Here is a 15,063-nt window from a genome sequence, read left to right as displayed (position 1 = left end):
CCCTTTCATCCGATAGCCGCTTGCGCTATGACCACATGCAAACATGAGTTCATGTAAGGTTATTCACATGCCAACAATCGCGATCATCAGCCAGAAGGGGGGGGCGGGCAAGACCACCCTCGCCTTGCACTTGGCCGCAGCCGCCGAGGATTCCGGGTATACCGCGCTGGTGATCGACCTCGATCCGCAGGCGACGGCGAGCCAATGGGCGGCATGGCGGCAGGACGCGCCCCCGGTCGTGATCGACAGCGCCCCCCCTCGCCTCGCCGCCAAGATCGAGCAAGCGACGGCGCAGGGCGCGGAGTTCATCGTGATCGACACCCCGCCCCATGCCGACAGCGCCGCCAGCGCCGCCGTCGAGGCGGCCGACCTGGTGCTGATCCCATGTCGGCCGAGCGCGTTCGACCTGGCCGCGATCAAGACGACCGCCAGCCTTGTGAAGATGCGCGGCAAGCCCGCTTTCGTGATCTTCACGGCGGGAAGCCCGACCGCGCCGCGCATGTATGAGGAAGCGACGCAGCTCGTGCAGGATTATGGGCTGGACGCCTGCCCGCTGCATGTCGCGGATCGCGCCGCGTTCCGTCACGCGGCGGCCGAGGGGAAAACCGCGATGGAGATCGAGCCGGACGGCAAGGCGGCAGACGAGGTGCGCCAGCTTTACAAGTGGACATGCGAGCATGTAAACATGCAAGCATCAACGAAGCGGAGGGCCAGCGCATGAGCCGGAAGGGATCATTGCTTGCATTGCGGGATCGCGATCCCGCACCAACGCCGGCGTCGGCCGAGCCGGAGGGAAGGGCGGCCGTGCCGATCGCCGGCAGCACTGGCGTAGGCACCGGCAGCAGTTCGAGCAGCAGCCCGGTTGCGCCGAGCCGTCAGGGCAAGAAGGCGATGACGGGCTATTTCAGCCCGGAAATGTCGTTCGCCATGCACATGACCGCCCGCAAGCACGGCATGAGCTTGCAGGACGCGATGGCCGAGGCGTTCAACGACTGGCTCCGAAAGATGGGGGAAAGTCCTGTAGGCAAGTGAGCATGTTCACATGCAAACATATAGCTTAGGGGAAAACTCATGGCCGTGCTAATCGTGTCCGCCATCTTCGCACTGGTGATGATCGGATTGTCCATCCGGGCAAACGCCCGTTTCCGGCAGGAAAGGAAACTGCCGATGCAATGGCGGCTTTCACGATCAGAGCCGCTTTCCAATTTGGTGAATTGGTCCGCACCTCGCGTTCTAGCTCTCAGCTTCACGCCCTTCCTTGCGATCTGTGTGCTGGGGCTGTTCAATGTTGCAGCGATGACCCTAACGCCGAGGCCGGGGCAGGAGGGGATGCTGTTACCGTCCCTGATCGTTATTGGAGGCGCGTTCGTGGCGGCCCATGTTTTCCACCTTTGGTTGATCGGAAGGAGCCTGGGCCGAAGTTAAACTCAATGTCGTCATGTTCACATGCAAACATGGCAGTTAACGCCACGACACTGTCCTATTGCCGCCACGATTTTCGGCGAAGCAATCACGCTATGGTAGTTATTAGGCACGCGATCTTTCCTCGTGACACAGCTTCGGTGCTGGGCATCTGGCGTGAGTTCATCGCTAATTCGCCGGTCAATCTCGACTATCAGAATAATGACGCTGAGTTTGCAAACTTGCCTGGGAAGTATGCGGCGCCCAAAGGATGCGTGCTGCTTGCGGACCGGGAGGGGGAAATCGAAGGCTGCGTAGCGATGCGCCAAGTCACGCACGAGATATGCGAGATGAAACGACTATATGTTCGTCCCCAGGCTCAGGGACGGCATCTTGGTCGCGCGCTCGCTGAACGTCTGATCGAGGAAGCTCGCACTGTGGGCTACAGCGAAATGAGGCTCGATGTGCAAGCGAAGTTCGTCCCCGCGCGCAAGCTGTATGAGACTCTTGGTTTCGTCGCGGCGGAGCCGATTTCCTTCAACCCGGTTCCCGGCGCATCCTTTCTTGGACTTCACCTGTAGTCGAGTCCGTAGCTATCGACCAGAAAGTGATAAAGCCGGATCAGTCGATATGTTTGCATGTGAACATGAACGCTTGTCCACATAAGCGATCAGCGCAGTGGCTTGCGTTCGTGCCGTTTCTTGCAGAAGCCTAGGAAAGCGGCGCGGGGGCTTTTCAGCTCGGGCTTGCCCATGTCGTGCCACCACGACACCCATTCGTCATAAAGCGCATACACGTCATAGCCTGGCGCGGCCGTCTTGGCGTCGTGCATGGTTTCCGGGTCGATATAGGGCGCATCGTCGCCGGCGTTGGCGAGCGGATCGGGCTTGGACTTGAGGCCCGAGCGGTTGCGGAACAGGATCACGTCATCATCCATCGTCACCGCATAGTCGGGGAAATGGCCGTGGTCCGCGTCATGCTCGCAGACCTTCTTGACCAAGGCCCGGAACACCCGGAGCGGGCTGTTCGAGCCGCATTTCTTTTGCAGCAGCTCCAGGCCGATCTTCCATTCGTCCTTCACGCCGCAATGCTTGCGGGCCAGCTCATACATGCGCCGCTCGAACGGCTTGCGGAGCCGGAAATAGTCGCGGTGAAGCGTCAGAACATTCTTGCTGATGACCGAGCGATAGACCCAATCCGACAGGGTGATTTCCAGATCGAGCATACGGCCGTCGAACGTCTTGCGCGTGATTCTGGCTTCTTCGATCAGCCCGAAAATCCGCGTTTCCTCGACACCGCCCGTCTGGATATTGGTCCGCACCGTGGTCCCGCGCAGGCGGGTGAGGGCGTCGGCCATCAGCCGATAACCTTCGCCGCTGGTTTGCCGGTTGGTGGCGACGAGCATGTCATAGGCTTGCAGGCGCACCGTGCGGCTAGGTTGCTGGCCCTGATTCATCTTCGCGACGAGCTGCGAAATACAGTAGATCAATATGTCCTTGTCGTGGATCGTCGCCAGCCCCTTGCCCGAGGGGATAATCTCGATAACGTTGCCGTTATGCTCATAGCGCCGCATCCGGTTGTCGGGCTTGGTCGAGAGCGAGAAAACCGGATGCTCCATCGAGGCCATGTCGTCCTTGGGGATGGCGTCGAGAACATCGCAGATGAACAGGTCTTGGTTAGGGTGCCGCACCGGCAGCAGCGGCGTGCGATCGGCGCCGTCCACGGCCGTGGACGGCGCGGCGATCGGCGCGTCAAACAGGGAAGGGGCGGAGTCTATCGTCATTTCACGAACGCCACAGCTACTATCGTCATTTCACATACGCAAGCGGATTATCGTCATTTCAGATTCACCCCGCGCTATCGTCATTTCGATTACGCTTGGAGGGGGCGGGCCTATCGTCAGAATGGATTCACCCTATCGTCACTCTGGATTCGCTTTTTCGTCAGAGCGGATTCACCGCGCATTACAAAAACGCCAATTAATCCTTTATTTTCAACGTACTATAAAACCGCTCAAATCCCGTAACACGACTCTAAACCCATATATTAACACTAGAGCGAGGCTGTGGATAACTTTAGACCACCCCGCTTGAGGCGACGTCGAAAGGAAGAAAAGCGCCGCCTCTTGGGGCTCCGCCCCGCCGGCTCGCGGCCTTCGGCCGCCCCGGATCGCTACGCGATCCTCCCACCCGGCATCCCCACAATGAGCCGGCTTCGCCGGCGCGCTTTTGTTGATTCGGGGTATGCCGTGACCGTCACACCCCTATCGCCAACACATCACCAAGCCCAACCGTCGAAAATGGCTTTCCAGAAAAGCCAAGCGGATATGTGGGCGTTCCGATCGAGAGGGGCTGGGGAGGCGGAAACGTCCCCACAGGGGCGATTTCCGGCCCGCCCAGCCTCATTCCGGGCGTAGGTCAGGGGTTTCGGCGTCGGAACCATCTATAGCGCTCTCCGGGCTTCCCAGGGCCGCCCGTTTTTTCCGGCGCGAGATCCTCGCACCGTTTAAACGGCCTCACGCCTTGTCGAAGCGGCCCGCGAACTCGCGATCGGCATAGTATTTGAGCTTGGCGGCGACGATCGGCCGTTGCCCCGCGAGGAACAGGAGCTGGTAATCCTCGCGCAGCGTGCGGATTTCATCCGGCGTGAGCAGCGGGCGAGCGACATGCTGCGCGCCGAACGATATGCCGGTTTCGTCGCTGTCGATCGCGCGGCTCATGGTCTCGAACACGACCGTCTCCTGGCCGAGCAGATCGGAGACGAGCTTGGCGCTATCGTGATCGTTGACCCCGAATATCTGCAAGACGCCGGCATTGGACAGGAAGGTGCCGGCGCGGCGCTCGTAGAGCGCGCGGAGCTGGTGAACGTCCTGCAAGATCGGCCAGAGCTGGATGCCATAGCCGGCCATCAGGCCCATAGCGCGCTCGACGGGTTCGAGGCGGCCGAGGGCGGCGAACTCATCGAGCAGGAACAGGACGGAGCGGGCAGGAGAGGCCGGCGCGCGCGCCAGATCGGTCAGCCCTTGCGCGAGCATCAGGCGCAGCCAGCGGGCATAGGTGGCGAGCCGATCGGGCGGCAGCACCAGATAGACCGTCGTGGCCTGCGCCTTTACATCGGCGAAGGTGAAATCCGAGCGCCCCAACACCGCCGTCATGCGCCGGGAATCGAGGAAATGGGTATGGCGCTGCGCGGCCGACAGCACGCCGGCGGCTTCGCGATCGGACTTGCCCAGGTGGCGGTTGGCGGCGCGCGCGATCAGACCCCGCGCGTCCGTGCTGCGTGACATTTCCCGGAGCATCTTCTGGAAATTATCGGGCGCGAAGGTGAGGCAGTCGCGCACGGCTTCCAGCGTGCGGTCCGCGCCTTGCGCTTGTCCGTCGCAGGCCACCCACAGGAGGATGCCGGCGATCAGCGCCTTGGCTTCCTCGTTCCAATGCGCCTCGCCCGCTTCGCCGGGAGCGTCATAGACCAGCGCGTCGGCAAGCGTCATGGCGTCGTCGGCGAGATCGAGGCCGGCAGGGTCGAGGCGATCGAGCGGGTTGAACGCGGCCGAGGCGATACCAGTCACCCCGAACGGATCGAGGACATGGACCGGGCCGAACTTCGCGCGATGGCGGGCGGTGATGCGGGCATTCTCGCCCTTGGGATCGATGCACACGACCGGGCCGGAATAGTCGAGCAGATTGGGGATGATGGTGCTCACGCCCTTGCCGGTGCGCGTCGGCGCGATCGTCAGCAGATGGGCCGGCCCCGCATAACGCAGCAGCTTGCCCGACTTACGGTCGCGGCCGATCAGCAGGCCTTCGCCATTTTGGGCGAGCGGGCGCGTCTCGCGATCGGTGGCGAAGCGGGCCGAACCGTGGGTGTCATCGCCGGCAGGACCGCCATAGCGCAGGATCAGCGGTTGGAAGAGGGCGCGGAGCGTGACGAGGATGATGACCAGGCCCGTCAGCATCATCACGATTTGGTAGATGTTGGAATCGCGGGGCAGGCCGAGCAGCTTGCCGAGGATCAGCGGCACGCCGAGGCCCAGCACCAGGCCGGTGATGAGGAACAGGACCACCACGCCGAACAGGTGGCGGATCAGCGCGACCGGACTGGTGACGAGGGCCGTGATCGCCCATATCGGCTGTTCGCGCGCGATACGGGCGAGGTTGCGGAGCGCACGGCCGAGCTGGCGGAACCATTCCATAGCCGCTTACCCGTCCGCCCGGATCGTCGCCGGCGAGATCGCCAGCGCCGGGTCGGCGTCGGGATGATCGAGCAGCTTGAGAACGATCGCGGTGGCGAGGGGAGGGGGGACAGCTTCTGCGCGCAGCATGTCGAACAGGGCGTGTTCGTCGGCGTCGAGGTCCATGCCTTCGATCGCGAGATTGGCGCGGGCTTCGGCATCGCCTTCGCGCCACAGAGCGATTTCGGCGGGGGTGCCGCGCACATAATCGAGCGCGCGAACCTGGGCGCGGATCGCCTCGACATCGAGCCTGTTCATGGTGCGTCACTCCCTTCCGCTTCCGCGTCGAACGCGCGTTTGCCGCGCCGCTTCCACAGCGCCAGCATGTTGTCGGCATCCTCGCCCTGGGCGCGCGCGGCGAGATCGAGCATCGCGCCGTAGAGGGTCGCGCGATCATCGTCGGTCAGATCGACGAGGCCGGCTTTCTGGACGAGGCCGCCCAGCTCGATCAGGTGGCGCGTGCGTTCGCGGCGGGCCACGACCCATCCTCTCGTATCGGCGCGGCGCGCGGCGGCTTCAACCCTGCGCCTCGCCTGTGCCAGTTTGGTTTCCGCCTTGTGCATTGCTGCTAGTGCGTCGCCCAGCCTTGCGCCCGCGTCCTTGAAAGAAGGCCGCGCCATCGGAGCGCCACGCCTCCCGGTTTCCCTCAACCTGCGCTTCGGCGACGATGTGGAGCAGCGCTCCGGTCAGCACATCGGCGTCGAGCGCATCGGCCCCGGTGGAGGTGACGAGTTCGCCGAGCTGCTGGACCTTCTTCGCCTTGAGCGTGCGGGCCTTGTCGCCGAGCGCCCGCAGTTCGGCGTCATAGTCGCGGACCTTGCGCATCTTCTCTCCCTCGCGCCCATGATCGGGAGCCGCAGCGTAGCACGATCGCGCGCGCGAGGAACCGTTCCGATCCAGAAATGCGGCGAAGTCAATCATGCGAACGGCAGAGAGTGTGAGTGCGCGCTTATACGTCGTTGCCGACGCGCGCTCAGGAAGGCAGTATAGGGACCGTCATGGCGATCTACCATTTCTCGGCCAAGGTCATCAGTCGCGCCAACGGATCGAGCGCGGTTGCGTCGGCCGCCTATCGTTCGGCATCCGAGCTGCACGATGAGCGGCTCGGGCGCAATCACGACTTCTCGAACAAAGCCGGCGTCGTTCATTCCGAAGTGCGGCTGCCCGAAGGCGCGCCGGCGCGTTTAAACGACCGCGCGTGCCTCTGGAATGAAGTCGAGGCGGGCGAGAAGCGCAAGGACGCGCAACTGGCGCGCGAGGTGGAGTTCTCGATCCCGCGCGAGCTGGATCAGAAGCAGGGTATCCAGCTCGCTCGCGACTTCGTGGAGAAGGCGTTCGTGAAGCGCGGCATGGTCGCGGACCTCAATGTGCATTGGGACATCGGCAAGGATGGAAGCCCTAAGCCGCATGCGCATGTGATGCTGTCGATGCGCGAAGTGGGGCCGGACGGGTTCGGCCAGAAGGTGCGCGAGTGGAACAGCAATGCGCTGCTGAAGGAGTGGCGCGAGGCATGGGCGGACCATGTTAACGAGCGCCTGGCCGCGCTCGATATCGGTGCGCGGATCGATCACCGGACGTTGGAGGCGCAGGGGATCGAGCTTGAGCCGCAGCATAAGATCGGCCCTGCTGGATCGCGCCGCCTCGATCGTGGTGAGGATGCGGATCGCGCCGACGACCATGTGCGGATCGCGCGGGAGAATGGCGAGAAGATCATCGCCAGGCCGGAGATCGCGCTCGACGCGATCACCCGGCAGCAGGCGACGTTCACGCGGCGCGACCTGGCGCAGTTCGCGTTCCGGCACAGCGACGGCAAGGATCAGTTCGACCAGGTGATGAGTGCGGTGCGTAGCGCGCCCGAACTGGTGGCGCTGGGCAAGGACGGGCGCGGCGAGGACCGCTTTACCAGCCAAGACATGATCGACACCGAGCAGCGTTTGGAATGCGCCGCCGATCGGCTTGCTAACAGGGTGGGGCATGGTCTCCCGGCGATGGAGCAGTCCTTACGGTCCACCGCCGGGAGTGAGGGCCTGGTGCTGGGCAGTCAGCAGGAAGCCGCGCTTGCGCATATAACCGGCGACAAGGATATTGCCATCGTTGTCGGCTATGCCGGCACCGGCAAATCGGCCATGCTGGGGGTCGCGCGCGACGAATGGGAGCGCGCCGGCTACCAGGTGCGCGGGGCGGCCTTGTCCGGCATCGCGGCCGAGGGGCTTGAGGGCGGATCGGGCATCGCCTCGCGCACGATCGCCAGCATGGAATATCAGTGGGACCATGGCCGCGAGCTGCTTGGGCCGCGCGACGTGCTGGTGATCGACGAGGCGGGCATGATCGGCACACGCCAGATGGAGCGGGTGTTGTCGGCAGCCGAACGCGCGGGCGCGAAGGTGGTGCTGGTCGGCGACGCCGAGCAGTTGCAGGCGATCGAGGCGGGCGCGGCGTTCCGCGCGCTGGCCGAGCGCCACGGCGCGGCCGAGATCAGCGAGGTTCGCCGGCAGCATGAGGGCTGGCAGCGCGACGCGACCAGGGCGCTGGCGACCGGCAGGACCGGCGAGGCCGTCCACGCCTACGCCGAGCATGGGATGGTGCAGGCGGCCGACACGCGCGACGAGGCGCGGGCCGAGCTGGTGGACCAATGGGATGCACAGCGCAGCGCCGATCCGGACAAGACCCGGATCATCCTAACCCATACCAATGCCGAGGTCCGCGATCTGAACCTGGCCGCGCGCGATCGGCTGCGCGGCGCCGGCGAGCTGGGCGACGATGTGCGCGTGGCGGCCGAGCGGGGGCCACGCGAGTTCGCCAGCGGCGACCGCATCATGTTCCTGAAAAACGAGCGCGGGCTTGGCGTGAAGAACGGTTCGCTGGGGAAGGTCGAGCGGGTGTCGCCTGACAGCATGGCGGTGCGTCTCGATGATGGCCGATCGGTGGCGTTTGACCTGAAGGACTATGCCCATGTCGATCATGGCTATGCCGCGACCATCCACAAATCGCAGGGGGTGACGGTCGATCAGGCGCATGTGCTCGCCACCCCAGGCATGGACCGCCATTCGGCTTATGTGGCGCTGTCGCGGCACCGGGATGGCGTGCAGCTCCATTACGGCCGCGACGACTTCACCGATCAGCGCGAGCTTGTCCGCACCCTCGCGCGCGAGCGGGCGAAGGATATGGCGTCGGATTATCCCCGCGACCGGGACATGGAGGTGCGCGATTTTGCCAAGCGGCGCGGATTGTCCGGGGAGATCCGCTTGTCGGATGCGCCCGAAAGGCAGGGCGTGGAGTTTCTTGGTCCCCGGCGAGGATCTTCGCGCCAGATGGGCGAAGATCCTCGCACGATCAGCCGCGGCGGCGGCGAGGGTAAGGCCGCGGCCGAGCGACAGCCGCGGCGGGGCATGTTCGACGGGTTGAAGCTGTCGGCCGAGCCGGCGAAAGGCGCTACGCGCCCGCAGGAGCGCGCGTTCGTGCGGGCGGTCGAACGAACCTCGCGTTCGGCCGAGGCGGTGCTGCAGGCGCACGCATCGGGGAGGCCGGTGCTCGAGCATCAGAAGGTCGCGCTCGAGCGCGCGACCCAGGCGCTCGATCAGATCAGGCCGGGGGCCTCGCGCGACCTGTCGGCAGCGGTGCAGCGCGATCCCGCCTTGCTGCGCCAGGCGGCGGCGGGGCGCAGCGGCCCGATGATGGATGTGATGGCGCAGGAGGCGCGTGTGCGCGCCGATCCGAACTTGCGCGCCGATCGGTTCGTGGAACGCTGGCAGGGGCTCAGCGCCGAGCGCGACCGGCTCTATCGCGCCGGCGACATGGCGGGCCGTGAGAAGGCCGGACAGCAGATGGCGGGCATGGCGAAAAGCCTTGAGCGCGATCCGCAGATGGAAGCGATCCTGCGCGGCCGCATCCGCGAGCTGGGGCTTGAGATCGGCATGAACCGTGCCCGCGACATGAGCGGCGGCGAGCTTGGCCGCCAGTTGACACACGATCTGGGGATCGGCCGTGATCGCGGCCTTAGCCGATAGGAGAGGGAATGGACGAGGACGAGTATCGCGAGGATCAGCCGATAGGCGACGATCCAGCGTTGGCGTTCGAGAAGTTGCGCGGCGAGGTGTCGTTGCTGCGCAGCGCCATCGAAGGACTGACCGCCGCACGCGAGGCCATTGACATTCCCGATTACGAACCGACGCTGGAGCGCACCGAAAAGGTGCTGGGCATATTGGTCCAGCAGATCGACGCGATGCGGAAAAGCCCCGCGATGACGCTCACCCCGGAAAATATGGGAGGGCGTTTAAACGCTTCCGTCATGGAGACGTTGAACACGCTGCGCAATCACACCCAGGCGTCGAAATCGGCGGTGGACGGCGTGATGGGCGATCTGCGCGGCCTGGTGCTGTCCGCGCGCCGTGCCGACGAGCAGAACCGCTGGCTGTATATGATCGGCATCGGTGGGGTGCTACTAGGCCTGTTGCTCTATGCGGCGCTGGCGGGGCCGGTCGCGCGGTTGATGCCGGTGAGCTGGCAATGGCCCGAGCGCGTGGCCGCGCGCGTCCTGGCCGAACCGACGCAATGGGAAGCGGGGCAGCACTTGATGCAGCGCGCCGCGCCGGCGAGCTGGGCGATGATCGTCGCGGCCAATCCGCTCGCCGAGGGCAATCGCGAAGCGCTTCAAGCCTGCCGCGAGGCCGCCAAGAAAGGGAAGAAGGCGGTGCGCTGCACGATCGAGGTGAAGATTGGAGAATAGATAAACTGCAGTAGCTGACACTTCTCGGACAGTCGGTATCCGAACGTCTCGGCTTCCTAATCGCTGTCCTTGTTTGTCCAGCTTGGATGCCACGTGCTCAGCATGCGCGCTTTGGACAAGGCTTGTGAGCATGTGGGCCACTTTGGCGCGGGTATGTGTTAACAGGACCTGTCGGTTGCATTCCGGCGCGATTAAACTTCGATGGGCTAATTTCATTATCGTGGCGTTTAGTCACATCCTATGGAGGTGAGCATGAGAGGTTCCTTGATCTTGGCTGCGGCGGCGCTTGTCTTCGCCGCCCCGGCCGCGATGGCCCAATCCTATGGCGGCTATGGCGGTTCCAGGGGGCACAGCGGCAACCCCTCGTACGACCATCAGATCCGCAGGGATGGCGGCTACGGCAGCGATCGGGGGCACGGCTATCGGCAATCCTGGAGGGGCAGGTACAATCGCGGTGGTGATTACGGCTACAACAATCGCCATGAGCGAGAGGAGCGCCGAGAGCGCAGGCACGAGCGGCGGGATCGCCATGAACGGTATCGCGGATACGGCTACTAAGGTTACGCTCGCAGTTAGGATGGGCTTTGGATTGCGGCATTCTTAAAGGATTGCATCATGACTGATGAGACAGTGCCGACGACCACACGGGCGCAGGGGATGCTCTGCCCCGTGTGCCGCGTGGACCTCGTCCTTGCCGACCGGCAAGGCGTGGAGATTGATTATTGCCCGCAATGCCGGGGCATCTGGCTTGATCGCGGCGAACTCGACAAGATCATCGAGAAGAACGCTGCCTACGAAGCCGCCGTGAGGCCGCCCGCCGGCTATCCTCCTCAGACGCCCGCGCCAGCTCCGGGCTATGCGCAGCCCGCACCTTGGGGCGGGTATGATGAAGGCCATCATGGCGACCGCCATCATGGTGGTGGTCACGGCCGTGGCCACGGCGGCTATCGTCCGGGTGGCTTTCTCGGCGGCCTGTTCCGCCATTGACCCGTTAGTTCAGCGCAGCCTTAGGCGTTACAGCGGAGCGGCGCATAGGAGAAATAGCATGGGTGGGAGGTTCAGTGTTGCATTGGGCGCCGTGGTCATCGCTTTCCTGGCCGTCTCGCCAGCGGCCGCGCAGCGTAAGACACATGGTGCCGGCGTCAGCTGGAGCGGGAGCCACGGAGGCGTCAGCTGGGATGGCGGCCATGCCTATGAAGGCGGGAGCTATGGCGGCTATCCTGCTGCCTCGTCCCCGCCTCCTCCTCCCCACAAGGCGCCGCAGATCTCACCTTCACGAACCGAGCTACCTGTAGCGCAGCGCGAGCGGCGCGATGATCGCCGCGCAATGCGACGCCCCGTACAGCGCGCGCCCCATTGAACGCTTCGTCCTCAACGTAGATGGATTCCGGCTCAAGCTTGAAGAGCGTAAATAGTTGATCAGACCGCCATACCCATGATGTCCTTATAGGCGGAAAGTACCTTGTTTCGAACCTGTAGGGTCGCTTCGAACGAAACCGAAGCACGCTGCTGCATCAGCATTACGGTCGCGATGTCGGTGATGTCGCCGCGTTCGTAGGCCTCGGTAACGGTATCCTCCTGCTCCTGGAGCGCATTCACCTTTTGAAGCGCGGTCTGCAATGTTGCGTCGAAGCTCGACGGCGGCGCGGAGCTGTCGGGACCACGAAGCGCATTCGGTGCGGGGGGTGAGACAACCTCGCGAAGCGCGGCATTGCGCTGAAGAACGGCGTTGCGCAACGCCAGCACGTCGGCTGCTCCGTTCACATTCATGGTGGTACTCCAGGCCGAGCGATGCGCTACTTCTAGGTAGGAAAAATTAATGAAGCGTTAGGCATGTTTTTAGGCTCAGAATGCCTACGAATCTGTGGCAGCCGACGTGACGCAGACACCCTCGGCCAAATACCCGAGAAGGACATTGACGGCTCATGTCGCCGGCGACCCGCTCACGGGCGAGATTGACGCGCCGGGGTGGACCGCCGGGTGCTTTGCGAACAGCCCGACCTTGAACAGGTGTCCGAGCGACCGCGCGTTGAACACAAGGAGCGCCCCGGCTAGCGCCAGATAGCCCCAGGACAGCCAGGTCAGGCTTGCAATTGTCCGCGCCTCGTCCCCGAGGAAGTTCAGCGTGAGCCCGACCTGGACCGTGAACAAGCCGGCCAGCGCCCGCGCGCCCCACATGCCGAGTCTCAGCCGCAGCAGCAGCGCGATCCCAAACAGCGACTGCGCCGCCGTCAGGAAAAACTCTTCGTGCTGACGGTCATCGAGGGGGAGCGCGCTCAAGCTGCCGGCGCCGAGGCTCATGGCAAGCGGCAGCATGCCGACCAGCAGGGTCCATTGGTTGATCTTGTCCGAAATCATCGTGGCGAGGCCGTTCGCCGCCCGTCCCGAGAGCACGAACAGCACCGCGATCGTCACCGCAGGCGCCTCGCTGGCGAGCGGCGCGAGCCATTGAATCAGTAGGAACTCGTCGATCCCGATCAGACGCCCTGAATCGACCATCGCCTCGGCAAACGGTTCGGCCGAGGCGAGGATGACTGTCGCCGCGACGACCGTCAGTCCGGCCATCGCGGCCCACTGGCGCGCCGGCGACAGCCGACCTAGCGCCGCCGCGGGACCAGGTTCGTCCTCCTCGTCTTCTTCCGCCTTGGGCAGGTAGCTGACTCGCCAGACATAGGCGGCGAAGATGCCGACCAGCACGACGCTGTCGATCCAGCCGATCGCATCGCGCAGCAGGATCGTGAACGACCAGGCGGTGCCGATCAGCAGGAACGTAATCTCGGCCGCGTTGACCGGCGCGAGATCGATCCGACCCTGCCGCGTTCGAAACCAGTGGATGATGACCATCAAGGGCCAAGCTAGGCCGACAAGGAGCCGATTGGCGCCTGTCATATTGGCGGCGGCGTAGTGGACGTAGTTCGAGCTCGGGTCCTGCCCGGCGGCATAGGCATAGTAAAAGTCAACGGCATATTCCGGCAGCACGGTGACCAGCGCGATCGCGGCGACGATCAGGCCCTGGCTCACGCGCTTTTCTGCGGCTTCCGCACCCCAGGACAGCATGAAACCGGCTGCAAGGATCGCCGTGCCGAACAGGGCAGCGTCCAGGAGCGGGTTTGGGCGCCACCCGGCAAGCCGAAGCACAAGCGCGGGCATGGTGGCTGCAACGGCGACACCAAGGTAGCCGGCAAAGCGGCGGAGAGTGGCCTGAGGCGCGGATGCATTCATACTTCAGACCTTCCGGAGCGGCTCTAGTTAGCCAGTGATAATGCGATTAGTAGCGATCTCATGAGCCAGGCATGGAAACAAATCATCCGCGTTTGCACGTGCGCGAGGCCTTCTTTGGTTCGTCGATCCTGACCTCCTTGCCGCTAACGGTCAGATTCATCCCGTCGCCCACATAGGCAAGGCCTTGCGAAGGCGTGCTTAGTCTAAGCACCGGGCCGGAAGGTTGCCGCCTGACGTTGATCGAGGTCCCGTCTTGCAGGAAATCGACATAGAGAAGGCCGCCGTCGGCGCATCTATAGGTATGGCTCGCGACGATCGACGGCGGCATCGCCGGTGGCGGTGCCACGTTCGCGGCGTCATTCGAAATCTCACGCTCGCCTTTGTCGGAGCACCCCGCCAGCAAAACGGCAAAGGATACTGCCAGGAAAAGCGCGCCTCGCGAAACAGCGCCGCCGGTGCGCAAGCCATCGATGTCGGATATGCGTGTCATGCTTCCTCCTTCCAAGAGTTCGCCCAGGAGACCAATCGGCTCGGAGATGTCGCCGTGGGCGCGGGGGCGCGCGCCCACGGCGTGGTCCCGGCTGCAAAGGGAAGGCGGTTCTCATCTAATGGAGACCTTAACTTCCGCGATCTTGCTTGCGGAGGACCAAGCTCTATCGATCCCATCAGGCATTTGGACGGAATCCCTTCCTGGGGCGCTTCTTGGCCGGGTTGGATGGTCGTGCGGGTCGGAGGTGTCGTTGAAACAGTCTATCGCTGATCTCGAGCATTTGCCCGAAGTTGCGCCTCATCTTCTTGAGTCTCAGACCCGCAAGGACGCCGATGCACCGAAAGCTATGGACCAATTGCGATCCGACGGGGACGGGCGCCAGCGAATAGCTCTCCTCAAATCCGATCAGCCAACCAAATCCAAAACGTACTGTCACTTGTCGTTGCGGCTCAAGTGCTATGATGCGCGCGTCAATCGTGAAGAAGCGCTTTTTCGAGTTCAGCCGGAACGAGTATTGGACAAGGCCATCCAAGACGAGCGGCCCATTAATTCGTATGAACGGATTCCACCGCTCATAATTGTCGAACCGGGTCAACGCCGTCCACACCTTTGGCGGCGAGGCATGCAGGACCGTTTCATTCTCTACTAAAAACACGCGTCTCTCCTCGCGCCGCCGGGCAGCAGGATCAGTCGAACAAATCCGAAAGAAAGCCGCGCCTGCGTTTTTGTCCGTGGTGACCCGACCGATGGCGATCATCGTCATAGTGCCCCGCCCGGCTGGGACGTGGCTGCGCGTCTTCACGTGATTGCGATGGCATTGCGGCTTCGGATCGTTCGATGATCTTGTCGAGTTCTCCTCGGTCGAGCCACACGCCCCGGCACTGCGGGCAGAAATCGATTTCCACGCCTTGGCGATCGGAAATTGACAAAGTGACCTTGCAAACGGGGCAGAGCATGCCTTGGCTAGCTGCAGTGGACGAATTCATATTCGAG

General features: G+C 63.7%; 18 protein-coding genes. 8 read left to right on the top strand and 10 right to left on the bottom strand.

All coding sequences use genetic code 11. The annotated features are described in order from the left end of the window. The first annotated feature begins 67 nt into the window (after positions 1–67). The 4 genes from parA to EV664_RS18390 all read left to right on the top strand — a co-directional run bounded on the left by parA (position 68) and on the right by EV664_RS18390 (position 1,982). Positions 68–721 carry a ParA family partition ATPase gene (gene parA, locus EV664_RS18405; protein ID WP_024020846.1) on the top strand — a complete coding sequence of 218 codons (654 nt, stop codon included), beginning with the start codon at positions 68–70 and terminating at the stop codon, positions 719–721. Then, positions 718–1,032: a ribbon-helix-helix domain-containing protein gene (locus EV664_RS18400; protein ID WP_013041578.1), complete on the top strand. Its 315-nt coding sequence runs from the start codon at positions 718–720 to the stop codon at positions 1,030–1,032. The genes parA and EV664_RS18400 overlap by 4 nt, the downstream gene beginning before the upstream one ends. Before the next feature lie 39 nt (positions 1,033–1,071). Beyond that, the gene (locus EV664_RS18395; RefSeq protein ID WP_024020845.1) at positions 1,072–1,425 is read left to right on the top strand and encodes a hypothetical protein; all 354 of its coding nucleotides are present in this window, start codon (positions 1,072–1,074) and stop codon (positions 1,423–1,425) included. Between the two features lie 92 nt (positions 1,426–1,517). Next, positions 1,518–1,982 carry a GNAT family N-acetyltransferase gene (locus EV664_RS18390; RefSeq protein WP_031309919.1) on the top strand — a complete coding sequence of 155 codons (465 nt, stop codon included), beginning with the start codon at positions 1,518–1,520 and terminating at the stop codon, positions 1,980–1,982. 89 nt (positions 1,983–2,071) lie between these two features. Here EV664_RS18390 and EV664_RS18385 read toward each other — a convergent pair whose 3' ends face one another. From EV664_RS18385 to EV664_RS18365, 5 genes are all read right to left on the bottom strand, one after another. Continuing rightward, a complete protein-coding gene (locus EV664_RS18385; RefSeq protein ID WP_120326044.1) occupies positions 2,072–3,184 on the bottom strand; it encodes a replication initiator protein A in 1,113 nt (370 codons plus the stop codon). A gap of 732 nt (positions 3,185–3,916) precedes the next feature. Then, entirely contained in the window at positions 3,917–5,593 is a 1,677-nt protein-coding gene (locus EV664_RS18380) for a type IV secretory system conjugative DNA transfer family protein (RefSeq protein WP_120326043.1), read from the bottom strand. A gap of 6 nt (positions 5,594–5,599) precedes the next feature. Continuing rightward, positions 5,600–5,890 carry a hypothetical protein gene (locus tag EV664_RS18375; protein WP_024020842.1) on the bottom strand — a complete coding sequence of 97 codons (291 nt, stop codon included), beginning with the start codon at positions 5,888–5,890 and terminating at the stop codon, positions 5,600–5,602. Next, on the bottom strand, positions 5,887–6,111 hold the full coding sequence (locus EV664_RS18370) for a conjugal transfer protein TraD (RefSeq protein WP_024020841.1): 225 nt from the start codon (positions 6,109–6,111) through the stop codon (positions 5,887–5,889). The genes EV664_RS18375 and EV664_RS18370 overlap by 4 nt, the downstream gene beginning before the upstream one ends. Positions 6,112–6,148: 37 nt before the next feature. Beyond that, entirely contained in the window at positions 6,149–6,457 is a 309-nt protein-coding gene (locus tag EV664_RS18365; protein WP_031309918.1) for a conjugal transfer protein TraD, read from the bottom strand. A gap of 173 nt (positions 6,458–6,630) precedes the next feature. On the opposite strand from EV664_RS18365, the gene traA reads away from it, so the two are divergent. From traA to EV664_RS18345, 4 genes are all read left to right on the top strand, one after another. Then, on the top strand, positions 6,631–9,639 hold the full coding sequence (traA, locus tag EV664_RS18360; RefSeq protein ID WP_024020839.1) for a Ti-type conjugative transfer relaxase TraA: 3,009 nt from the start codon (positions 6,631–6,633) through the stop codon (positions 9,637–9,639). A gap of 8 nt (positions 9,640–9,647) precedes the next feature. Then, positions 9,648–10,358 carry a DUF6118 family protein gene (locus EV664_RS18355; protein WP_031309917.1) on the top strand — a complete coding sequence of 237 codons (711 nt, stop codon included), beginning with the start codon at positions 9,648–9,650 and terminating at the stop codon, positions 10,356–10,358. A 264-nt stretch (positions 10,359–10,622) separates the two neighbouring features. Further along, on the top strand, positions 10,623–10,916 hold the full coding sequence (locus EV664_RS18350; RefSeq protein ID WP_133497115.1) for a hypothetical protein: 294 nt from the start codon (positions 10,623–10,625) through the stop codon (positions 10,914–10,916). Between the two features lie 57 nt (positions 10,917–10,973). Then, a complete protein-coding gene (locus EV664_RS18345) occupies positions 10,974–11,345 on the top strand; it encodes a TFIIB-type zinc ribbon-containing protein (RefSeq protein WP_024020837.1) in 372 nt (123 codons plus the stop codon). Between the two features lie 432 nt (positions 11,346–11,777). Here EV664_RS18345 and fliE read toward each other — a convergent pair whose 3' ends face one another. The 5 genes from fliE to EV664_RS18320 form a co-directional block, all read right to left on the bottom strand. After that, on the bottom strand, positions 11,778–12,128 hold the full coding sequence (gene fliE, locus EV664_RS18340; protein WP_024020836.1) for a flagellar hook-basal body complex protein FliE: 351 nt from the start codon (positions 12,126–12,128) through the stop codon (positions 11,778–11,780). 153 nt (positions 12,129–12,281) lie between these two features. Further along, entirely contained in the window at positions 12,282–13,580 is a 1,299-nt protein-coding gene (locus EV664_RS18335; RefSeq protein ID WP_024020863.1) for a sodium/hydrogen exchanger, read from the bottom strand. Between the two features lie 82 nt (positions 13,581–13,662). Continuing rightward, entirely contained in the window at positions 13,663–14,070 is a 408-nt protein-coding gene (locus tag EV664_RS18330; RefSeq protein ID WP_229668384.1) for a hypothetical protein, read from the bottom strand. A gap of 175 nt (positions 14,071–14,245) precedes the next feature. After that, complete coding sequence (locus EV664_RS18325) at positions 14,246–14,833, bottom strand: SRPBCC family protein (RefSeq protein ID WP_031309927.1); 588 nt, start codon at positions 14,831–14,833, stop codon at positions 14,246–14,248. After that, positions 14,757–15,056 (bottom strand): TFIIB-type zinc ribbon-containing protein, encoded by a 300-nt coding sequence (locus EV664_RS18320; RefSeq protein WP_084625449.1) that lies wholly within the window; start codon positions 15,054–15,056, stop codon positions 14,757–14,759. The genes EV664_RS18325 and EV664_RS18320 overlap by 77 nt, the downstream gene beginning before the upstream one ends. Positions 15,057–15,063: the final 7 nt, after the last annotated feature.

It is taken from the genome of Stakelama pacifica (assembly GCF_004361835.1).
Classification (GTDB): Bacteria; Pseudomonadota; Alphaproteobacteria; order Sphingomonadales; family Sphingomonadaceae; genus Sphingomonas; species Sphingomonas pacifica.
Note: the sequence above shows the minus strand (reverse complement) of the source record. Positions and strands in the feature narration are given on the sequence as shown.

What these genes read in the sequence shown, in the direction of transcription:
- EV664_RS18345 (WP_024020837.1), top strand. Translation starts at nt 10,974, where the DNA reads ATGACTGATGAGACAGTGCCGACGACCACACGGGCGCAGGGGATGCTC.
- parA (WP_024020846.1), top strand. Translation starts at nt 68, where the DNA reads ATGCCAACAATCGCGATCATCAGCCAGAAGGGGGGGGCGGGCAAGACC.
- EV664_RS18400 (WP_013041578.1), top strand. Translation starts at nt 718, where the DNA reads ATGAGCCGGAAGGGATCATTGCTTGCATTGCGGGATCGCGATCCCGCA.
- EV664_RS18355 (WP_031309917.1), top strand. Translation starts at nt 9,648, where the DNA reads ATGGACGAGGACGAGTATCGCGAGGATCAGCCGATAGGCGACGATCCA.
- EV664_RS18390 (WP_031309919.1), top strand. Translation starts at nt 1,518, where the DNA reads ATGGTAGTTATTAGGCACGCGATCTTTCCTCGTGACACAGCTTCGGTG.
- EV664_RS18325 (WP_031309927.1), bottom strand. Translation starts at nt 14,833, where the DNA reads ATGACGATGATCGCCATCGGTCGGGTCACCACGGACAAAAACGCAGGC.
- EV664_RS18385 (WP_120326044.1), bottom strand. Translation starts at nt 3,184, where the DNA reads ATGACGATAGACTCCGCCCCTTCCCTGTTTGACGCGCCGATCGCCGCG.
- EV664_RS18365 (WP_031309918.1), bottom strand. Translation starts at nt 6,457, where the DNA reads ATGCGCAAGGTCCGCGACTATGACGCCGAACTGCGGGCGCTCGGCGAC.
- EV664_RS18330 (WP_229668384.1), bottom strand. Translation starts at nt 14,070, where the DNA reads ATGACACGCATATCCGACATCGATGGCTTGCGCACCGGCGGCGCTGTT.
- EV664_RS18320 (WP_084625449.1), bottom strand. Translation starts at nt 15,056, where the DNA reads ATGAATTCGTCCACTGCAGCTAGCCAAGGCATGCTCTGCCCCGTTTGC.
- EV664_RS18380 (WP_120326043.1), bottom strand. Translation starts at nt 5,593, where the DNA reads ATGGAATGGTTCCGCCAGCTCGGCCGTGCGCTCCGCAACCTCGCCCGT.
- fliE (WP_024020836.1), bottom strand. Translation starts at nt 12,128, where the DNA reads ATGAATGTGAACGGAGCAGCCGACGTGCTGGCGTTGCGCAACGCCGTT.
- EV664_RS18375 (WP_024020842.1), bottom strand. Translation starts at nt 5,890, where the DNA reads ATGAACAGGCTCGATGTCGAGGCGATCCGCGCCCAGGTTCGCGCGCTC.
- traA (WP_024020839.1), top strand. Translation starts at nt 6,631, where the DNA reads ATGGCGATCTACCATTTCTCGGCCAAGGTCATCAGTCGCGCCAACGGA.
- EV664_RS18335 (WP_024020863.1), bottom strand. Translation starts at nt 13,580, where the DNA reads ATGAATGCATCCGCGCCTCAGGCCACTCTCCGCCGCTTTGCCGGCTAC.
- EV664_RS18395 (WP_024020845.1), top strand. Translation starts at nt 1,072, where the DNA reads ATGGCCGTGCTAATCGTGTCCGCCATCTTCGCACTGGTGATGATCGGA.